The sequence below is a fragment of the Massilia sp. IC2-477 genome, assembly GCF_020707265.1.
Taxonomy (GTDB): domain Bacteria; phylum Pseudomonadota; class Gammaproteobacteria; order Burkholderiales; family Burkholderiaceae_D; genus Telluria.
Map to the genome: position 1 here is coordinate 1 of NZ_JAJFEQ010000025.1, position 8409 is coordinate 8409.

Consider the following 8409-nt stretch of genomic DNA (forward strand, 5'->3'; position numbering starts at 1 on the left):
GTTCGTCAGCAGCAGAGGAATGAGATTATGCAGTGTTTCGCGATGCTCGTCAATCCTGTTTTTGCTTCAGCGCAGAATTTTTCTGCGGACATTGCTAACGTAACCACTTGATTCCGTTAACGTTTTTTCGGTCGCGCCTTGCAGCGCTCCTGAAGCGGACGCGCACTATAGCAAACGTTCGTTGGACATCGCAAGGGGGTTTGATCGGAGACCTCGAAAAAAGTTCGGCCCCACGGGACGGCGTCGTCTCACCCGAACGCTTGCTTGCAATTAGCTTGTGTGCGACCTATATTCTTCCTATGAAGTCCTCCGATCCAGCCAACAAAGCGGCGCCGGCGCTGAACGACCAGCTCTGCTTCGCTCTTTATTCGACCTCGCTCGCGATGATGCGGGTCTACCGCGGCCTGCTGCCCAGGCTGGGACTCACCTACCCGCAATACCTCGTCATGATGGTGTTGTGGGAACAGGACCAGCTCACCGTGTCGGATATCGGTGAACGCCTGTTCCTCGACTCGGCGACCCTGACCCCACTGCTCAAGCGCATGGAAGCGCAAGGCCTGCTGCAGCGTGCCCGCGCGCGCAACGATGAACGCCAGGTGATCATCAGCTTGACCGAACAGGGCAACGCCCTGCGCCAGGAAGCGGCGTCGATGATGCCGGAAGTGCTATGCGCAACCCAATGCTCGGTCGAGGAAGTCACCAGGCTGCGCGACCAGCTGGTCGACCTTCGCAAGAACCTCAACGACAGCGCCACCTAAGCCACGCCGCCTCGCGGCGCCACTTTACCTGCCTCGCATAGCAAACACCGCTCTTGCCGGCGAAGGGGCAAGGTATAGTGACGCATCCCTTATCGATGGGTTTGCGCGTGACGCTCACCTCGGACCAAATCCTTTCGCTGGCCCCCGACGCTGCCTCGGCAAAAGCCGGCAGCCAGCTGGCCACGCCCGCCAAGTGGAGCGGCATCGGTCGTGACGAACGTGCGCTCTGGGGCGAATGCCAGGGCAGCGGCAAGACGCCCTACCGTACCCAGATCGACACCGGCGAACCCGCCTTCAAATGCACCTGCCCCAGCCGCAAGTTCCCGTGCAAGCACGGCCTGGGCCTGTACCTTCTGCTGAGTTCCCAGCCCGGCCTCTTTGCCGAAGCGGCGCCGCCGCAATGGGTGAGCGACTGGCTGGACAGCCGCCAGCAACGTCAGGAGAAGAAGGCCGAGAAGGCCGTGCAAACACCGGCCCAGGCCGAAGCGTCGGCAGCACAGGCGCGCAAGCGTGAAGAAAAGCGCGAGCAGAACGTCAGCCGCGGCCTGGCCGACCTGCAGACCTGGCTGCACGACCTGGCGCGCGAAGGACTGGCCGGCGTACGCGAGCGCGGACCGGCATTCTGGGACGGCATGGCCGCGCGCCTGGTCGACGCGCAGGCGGGAGGCCTTGCGCCGCGCCTGCGGCGTGCCGGCGCGCTGTGCTTCCAGGCCAACGTGCCCGACTGGGAGCGGCGCGTCGCCGACCAACTCGCATCCCTGTACCTCTTGAGCTCGGCCTGGCAAGGCCTCGAGCGCCTGCCCGAAGGACTGCAGCGCGACTTGCGTGCGCTCGTCGGTATCAGCATGGCGAAGGAAGACGTCCTGGCCGAGCCGCCCATCACGGATCGCTGGCTGATCCTGGCCCAGCGCAGCGGCGAAGAAGAGCGCATGCGCAGCCGCGCCACCTGGCTGTATGGCGCCGCTACGGGACGCTGGGCCCTGCTGCTGCAGTTCGCCGTCGGCGCCCAGGGTTTCGAACAGGCCCTTCCGGTCGGGACGCAGTTCGACGGCGAGTTATGCTTTTATCCGGGCGCGCTCCCACTGCGTGCGCTCATCAGGCAGCAGGCGCCGGCCATGCCGATCGAAGATGGCATCCCGGCCGCAGGAGGCGTGTCCGCCCTGCTCGACGCCTATGCCGCCGCAGTGGCCAGCCAGCCTTTCCTCGACAGCTGGCCGGCCGTCCTGCCCAATGTGGTCCCCGATATCGCCGCGCGCACCCTGCACGCCAGCGACGGCAGCGTGCTTCCGCTGGACGCGGGCTTTCGCCATCCGATGCACCTGGCCGCCCTCAGCGGCGGCCATCCGCTCACACTCGCGGGCGAATGGGACGGCCACGCCTTCCTGCCGCTAAGTGGCTGGCACGGGGGCCGCCTCCTGAATTTCGAGACGGAGTTCCTCGCATGAGCGACCCCGGCAAACTGTATGGGCTGCTACAGGTGGGCACCTCGCGCGCGGCCGGCGTTCAGCTGCCCGAGCTGCCGGCCGAACTCGCGGACTTGATGCCTCCTGCCGACACCTCGGACGCAGGCGCAGCATCGCGCCTGTGGCTGTCGCTCGGCGCCTGGTCGCTGTGGGCACGCGCCGGCCTGCGTCCGACCACCGTGGACCTGGCAGCAGCGCCGGCGCCCAGCGGCGCGGAGCAGCTGCGCACCTGTCCAGCGGGCGCGGAAAGCCTGCTGGCCCGCCTGCTGCAGGGCGGCCAGAAGCCGGTACTGCTGCGCGAATGGCTGCGTGAACTGAAGCGCTACGGCGGCTGCCTGCCGGCGCGTTTTCTGCCCAACCTGCTGGCCCTGGCCACGCGGCACGCCGAACTGCAGGCCGATGTGGCCGACGTGCTGGGCGAACGTGGACGCTGGCTGTCGCGCTTCGATCCGGCCTGGTCCTGGGCCGCGCCGGCAGTCGCCCGGGAAGACCGGCTCACAGTGTGGGAAACCGGTAGCGCCGAACAGCGGCATGCCGCCCTGGCGCAGTGGCGGTACGAAGATCCGGACGCCGCCCGCGAGGCGCTCGCGCAGGCCTGGGCGAGCGAGCCGCCGGACCGGCGCGCGCAGCTGCTCGGCTGCCTGCTGGTCGGGCTCGGGCCGGCCGACGAAGCCTTCCTGGAAAGTGCCCTCGACGACCGCCGCAAGGAGGTGCGCGTGGCGGCGCAGGCCGTGCTGGTGCAACTGCCCGGCTCCGCGCTGCGCCGGCGCATGCAGGCCAGGAGCGAGCCGCTGCTGCAGCCGAAACGCTCGCTGTTGGGCCGCAGCGGCATCGAGGTCACCCTGCCAGAAGCACTCGACAAGGCCATGGCGCGCGACGGTGTCGGTGCCGCGGCGCATCCGGGACTGGGCGAAAAAGCAGGCTGGCTGGTCGACCTGCTCGCCGCCACCGACCCGCGTGTCTGGACGGCGCGCTTCGGCGCCAGTCCGGCAGATCTGCTGGCGATGGCCGCGCGCAGCGATTTCGCCCATGCCCTGGTGCGCGGCTGGTCGAGCGCCGTCGTGCGCGGTGTCGCCGCGCCGGGCGAGCTGTCCGGCTGGGTGCACGCGCTGCTGCTGTTCTGGATGTCGGCCGACGCGCAGCTGCGGCAGCAGTATCCGAAAGACTTCTTCGACATGTACGCGCGCATGCCTGCCGCCGACGTGCACGCGCACCTGTCCGAACTCGTGAAGGCCAGTCCCCGCAGCTGGGGCAAGCGTGAGCTGGTCCTCATCGACCTGCTCGGCCAGGCCGCCAGGCGCAGCGCCGGCGTCCTGCCCGCGGCCCTGTCGCGCGAGATCGTGACGCGGCTGCTGGGCGCCCTTCCCGACATGCCGGAAGCCCAGTGGGAGCTCCGGGTGGCCCTCGAGAGCTTGGCCGGCGTCGTCGAGCCGCAATCGCTCGCCGGCCTGGAAGCCGGCTGGGGCGCGGGAGCGCCCGAGGGCGGAATCAACCACCACATTGCCAGTTTCTTCGACATCGTGCGCTTGCGTCACGAGATGTCGCTTTCTTTCCAGGAGCCCGCATGACCGCATCGACCACCACCGTCCTCCGCCAGCATGCGGAAGCGCAGTACGCCAGGGAGATCGACGCCCTGATCGCGGGCGACGACCGCCAGCGGCCGCCGCGCTGGCGGATGTCGCCCTGGGCCGTGGCTACCTACCTGATGGGAGGCCGGCTGGAGAACGGCGTGGAGATCAGTCCGAAGTACATCGGCAATGCGCGCGTGATCGAGATCGCTGTCGCCACCCTCGCGACCGACCGCGCCCTGCTGCTGCTCGGGGTGCCCGGGACGGCCAAGTCCTGGGTCTCGGAACACCTGGCGGCGGCGATCAGCGGCGACTCCACCCTGGTGGTGCAGGGCACGGCCGGCACCGGCGAGGAAGCCTTGCGCTACGGCTGGAACTACGCGCAGTTGCTGGCGAAAGGCCCGTCGATGGACGCGCTGGTGCCGAGCCCCGTGATGCGCGCCATGCGCGACGGGAAGATCGCCCGCATCGAGGAGCTCACCCGCATTCCGGGCGAAGTCCAGGATAGCCTGATCAGCACCCTGTCGGAGAAAGTGCTGCCGATCGCCGAACTGGATGACGAGATCCAGGCCCAGAAGGGCTTCAATATCATCGCCACGGCAAATGACCGCGACCGCGGCGTCAACGAACTCTCGAGCGCGCTCAAGCGCCGTTTCAATACCGTCGTGCTGCCGCCGCCGCGCACGGCCGACGAGGAGGTGCGCATCGTCCAGACCCGGGTCGCCAGCATGGGCCGCGCGCTCGAACTGCCGGGCGAAGTGCCGGCGCTGGAAGAGATCCGGCGCATCGTCACGGTCTTCCGCGAGCTGCGCGACGGCACCACCGAAGACGGCAAGGTCAAGCTGAAGGCGCCGACCTCCAGCATGAGCACGGCCGAGGCAATCTCGGTCATCACGCACGGCATGTCGCTCGCCGCCCACTTCGGCGACGGCGTGCTGCGCGGCGCCGACCTGGCGGCCGGCATGGTCGGCGCGATCGTCAAGGACCCGGTACAGGACCGCGTCGCCATGCTCGAGTACCTCGAGACGGTGGTCAAGGAACGCAGCGGCTGGAAAGACCTGTACCGCGCCTGCCGCGAAGTGATGGACTGAGGGCGGCATGAGCGTCCACCTGTTCGGGGTTCGCCACCACGGTCCGGGCTGCGCACGCAGCCTGCTGCAGGCCTTGCGCGAACTGCAGCCCGACTGCGTGCTGGTGGAGGGTCCGCCCGAAGCGGACGGCCTGGTCGCGTTTGCAGGCAGGCCGGAACTGGCGCCGCCGGTGGCCCTGCTGCTGTATGCGGCAGCCGCGCCGCAGCGCGCCGTGTTCTACCCTTTCGCCACCTATTCGCCCGAATGGCAAGCCATGCGCTACGCGAACGAGCACGGCGTGCCGCTGCGCTTTTGCGACCTGCCGCAGAGCCATCGCCTGGCGGAGGAACAGCAAGACGCGCCGGACGAAGTCCGGGACGATCCGCTGCGCTGGCTGGCGCAGGCCGCGGGCTATGGCGACACCGAGACCTGGTGGGATCACCTGGTCGAGCAGCGGCGCGACAGTCTCGACCTGTTCGCGGCCGTGGCAGAAATGATGACTGCCGTACGCGAGGTGGCGCGGGTGCCGGAACCGCTGCGCGAACAGCGCCGTGAAGCATGGATGCGCAACGCCATCCGCGCTGCGGAGAAGGAAGGATTCGCGCGGATTGCTGTCGTCTGTGGCGCCTGGCATGTACCGGCGCTGGCGGCTCAGGCGAGTGCCAAAGGCGACGCCACGCTACTCAAGGGCCTGCCGAAAGAGAAGGTGCTGGCCACCTGGATCCCGTGGAGCTACGGTCGCCTGAGTTTCGCCAGCGGCTACGGTGCGGGCGTGGCCTCGCCTGGCTGGTATCACCACGTCTGGGAGCATGGCGACGAGGCCGGCCTGTTCTGGCTGACCGACGTCGCCGCCCTGCTGCGCCGGCACGACCTCGATGCCTCTTCGGCCCAGGTGATCGAAGCCCTGCGCCTGGCCGAAGGGCTGGCGGCGCTGCGCCACCGGCCGCGCACCGGGCTCGACGAACTGCTGGAAGCCGTGCGCGTCGTGTTCTGCCAGGATAACGCCGTCACACTGCGCCTGATCGAGCGCGAACTCTTGGTCAAGGACCGGTTGGGCGACGTGCCCGCCGACGTGCCGACGGTGCCGCTGGTGCAGGACGTGCAGGCGCTGCAAAAGCGCCTGCGGCTGCCGGTGCGGGCCGATACGACCGACCTCGATCTCGATTTGCGCCAGGGCGCGCACCTGGAGAAAAGCGTGCTGCTGCATCGGCTGGCGATGATCGGGGTGCAGTGGGGACGCCGACAGCAGGCGCAGGGCAAGACCGGCACCTTCCACGAGCTGTGGCGCCTGGCGTGGGAGCCCGAATTTTCCATCCAGTTGATCGAAGCCAGCGTCTGGGGCGCGACGCTCGAGCAGGCTGCCACCGCGCGGGCGATCGAGCGCGGCGCGCGGGCCGAAAGCCTGCCGGAACTGACGGCGCTGATGGAAGAGATCCTGCTCGCCGACCTGCAGGGGGCGGTGGAAGCGGTCATGGCGCGTATTCAGGAAAGCGGGGCGGCGACGGCCGATGCCGGCTTCCTGCTGGAGGCCATCGGGCCGCTGGTCGACGCCATCCGCTACGGGACGGTGCGCGGTACGGACACGCGCGCACTAGCGGGTGTCGCGGGTGGGCTGATGACAAGGGCTTGCATCGCCCTGCCCTTCGGTGCGCGGGCGCTGGCCGACGATGCCGCAGGCATCCTCCTGCGGCAGCTCGTCGCAGGCGACGCGGCGATCCGCCGCTTCCAGGACGATGCCTTGCTGGCCGCGTGGTTCGACACACTGGAAAAGCTGGCCCGTTCAGACCAGGTCCATTCGCTGATCGCCGGACGCGCCACGCGCATCCTTAGCGAGCAGCAGCACTGGTCCCTCGACGAGGCGGCGCGCCAGCTGTCGTTGCGCTCCTCGCGCGCCATGCAGCCGCTCGTGACGGCCCAGTGGCTGGAGGGATTCCTCGGCGGTGGCGGTACCCTGCTGGCGCAGAGCGATGCGCTGTGGGATCTGGTCAATGCCTGGTTGATGGCGCAGCCGGAACAAGGCTTCATCGAGCTGCTGCCGCTGCTACGGCGTACTTTTGGCAGCTTCACGGCGCCCGAGCGCCGCCAGCTGGCCGAGCGCAGCCTGGCCGGCAAGCGTGGCCAGCGCCTGGCGGCGACGAGACCGGCCGACCTCGACCTCGAGCGCGCCAGGCGCGTGCTGCCGGTACTGCGCAGCATCCTCGGAAACGCGACGACCGCTGCTGCGGCGCAGGGTGAATGACATGGATGACAAAGAAGCGATGCGGCGCTGGCGCCTGGTGCTGGGAGGCGGGACCGATGACACGATCAAGCTGGACGCCGGCGACCTTGCGCTGGACAGTGCGCTAACTGCGCTCTACAACGAGCCCGGCCGCCGCGGCGGGCTTGGTGGATCGGCGCCGAGCGTGGCGCGCTGGCTGGGCGACATCCGCCAGTATTTCCCCTCCTCGGTGGTGCAGGTGATGCAGAAGGATGCGCTCGAGCGGCTCGGACTGCAGCAGATGCTGTGCGAACCCGAGATGCTGATGGCGGTGGAGCCGGACGTGCACCTGGTCGCGACCCTGCTCAGCCTGAACCGCGTCATGCCCAACAAGACACGCGCGACCGCGCGGCAAGTTGTGGAACGGGTGGTGCGCGAGCTGGAGAACAAGCTGGCGAGCCCGATGCGCCAGGCGGTCAGCGGCGCGCTGCATCGCGCGGTGCGCAACCGCCGGCCGCGGCATAACGAGATCGACTGGCTGCGCACCATCCGCGCCAACCTCAAGCATTACCAGCCCGAGTACAACACCGTGATCCCGGAAACGCGCATCGGCTTCGGGCGCAAGGGGCAGACCCTGCGCGATATCGTGCTGTGCATTGACCAGTCGGGATCGATGGCGCCTTCGGTCGTGTATGCGAGCGTGTTCGCGGCGGTGCTGGCGACCATCAAGTCGGTCAGCACCTCGGTCGTGGTGTTCGACACGGCGGTGGTGGACCTGACGCCGATGCTCTACGACCCGGTGGAAGTCCTGTTCGGCACCCAACTCGGCGGCGGCACCGACATCAACCGCGCGCTTGGCTATTGCCAGGGCCTGGTGACGCGGCCGAAAGACACGATCTTCGTGCTCATCAGCGATTTGTATGAAGGCGGGAAGAACGATGAGATGCTCAGGCGTGCGGCTGCACTGGTCGGGAGCGGCGTGCAGCTGATCGTGCTGCTGGCGCTCGATGACCGCGGAGCGCCTTCCTACGACCGGGACAACGCCGCCAAGCTCGCCGCCATGGGCGCACCGGTGTTTGCCTGCACACCGGATCTGTTCCCCGACATGATGGCGGCGGCGATCAAGCGCAGCAGCCTGGACCAGTGGGCTGCGCAGGCAGGCATCGTTCACGCGTGAACGGAAAGCACAAAGCAAAAAGCCCGCTCAGTCTTAACTGAGCGGGCTTTGCATATAACTAGCCTGACGATAACCTACTTTCACACTGGTTGCAGCACTATCATCGGCGCAAAGTCGTTTCACGGTCCTGTTCGGGATGGGAAGGGGTGGGACCGACTTGCTATGGTCATCAGGCT

General features: G+C 68.1%; 6 protein-coding genes and 1 rRNA gene. 6 read left to right on the forward strand and 1 reads right to left on the reverse strand.

Features of this window, described 5'->3' with window-relative positions; all coding sequences use genetic code 11:
* Positions 1 to 299: 299 nt before the first annotated feature.
* The 6 genes from LK542_RS24600 (at position 300) to LK542_RS24625 (ending at position 8233) form a co-directional block, all read left to right on the forward strand.
* Positions 300 to 758 (forward strand): MarR family winged helix-turn-helix transcriptional regulator, encoded by a 459-nt coding sequence (locus LK542_RS24600; RefSeq protein ID WP_227813963.1) that lies wholly within the window; start codon positions 300 to 302, stop codon positions 756 to 758.
* Between the two features lie 77 nt (positions 759 to 835).
* The gene (locus LK542_RS24605) at positions 836 to 2203 is read left to right on the forward strand and encodes an SWIM zinc finger family protein (protein WP_227813964.1); all 1368 of its coding nucleotides are present in this window, start codon (positions 836 to 838) and stop codon (positions 2201 to 2203) included.
* Positions 2200 to 3789: a DUF5691 domain-containing protein gene (locus tag LK542_RS24610; protein WP_227813965.1), complete on the forward strand. Its 1590-nt coding sequence runs from the start codon at positions 2200 to 2202 to the stop codon at positions 3787 to 3789. The genes LK542_RS24605 and LK542_RS24610 overlap by 4 nt, the downstream gene beginning before the upstream one ends.
* A complete protein-coding gene (locus LK542_RS24615) occupies positions 3786 to 4880 on the forward strand; it encodes an AAA family ATPase (protein ID WP_227803626.1) in 1095 nt (364 codons plus the stop codon). The genes LK542_RS24610 and LK542_RS24615 overlap by 4 nt, the downstream gene beginning before the upstream one ends.
* Before the next feature lie 7 nt (positions 4881 to 4887).
* Positions 4888 to 7098: a DUF5682 family protein gene (locus LK542_RS24620; protein ID WP_227813966.1), complete on the forward strand. Its 2211-nt coding sequence runs from the start codon at positions 4888 to 4890 to the stop codon at positions 7096 to 7098.
* A 1-nt stretch (position 7099) separates the two neighbouring features.
* The gene (locus LK542_RS24625) at positions 7100 to 8233 is read left to right on the forward strand and encodes a VWA domain-containing protein (protein WP_227813967.1); all 1134 of its coding nucleotides are present in this window, start codon (positions 7100 to 7102) and stop codon (positions 8231 to 8233) included.
* A gap of 61 nt (positions 8234 to 8294) precedes the next feature.
* On the opposite strand, the gene rrf is transcribed toward LK542_RS24625, so the two are convergent.
* Positions 8295 to 8407, reverse strand: a 5S ribosomal RNA gene (gene rrf, locus LK542_RS24630).
* Between the last annotated feature and the right edge of the window lie 2 nt (positions 8408 to 8409).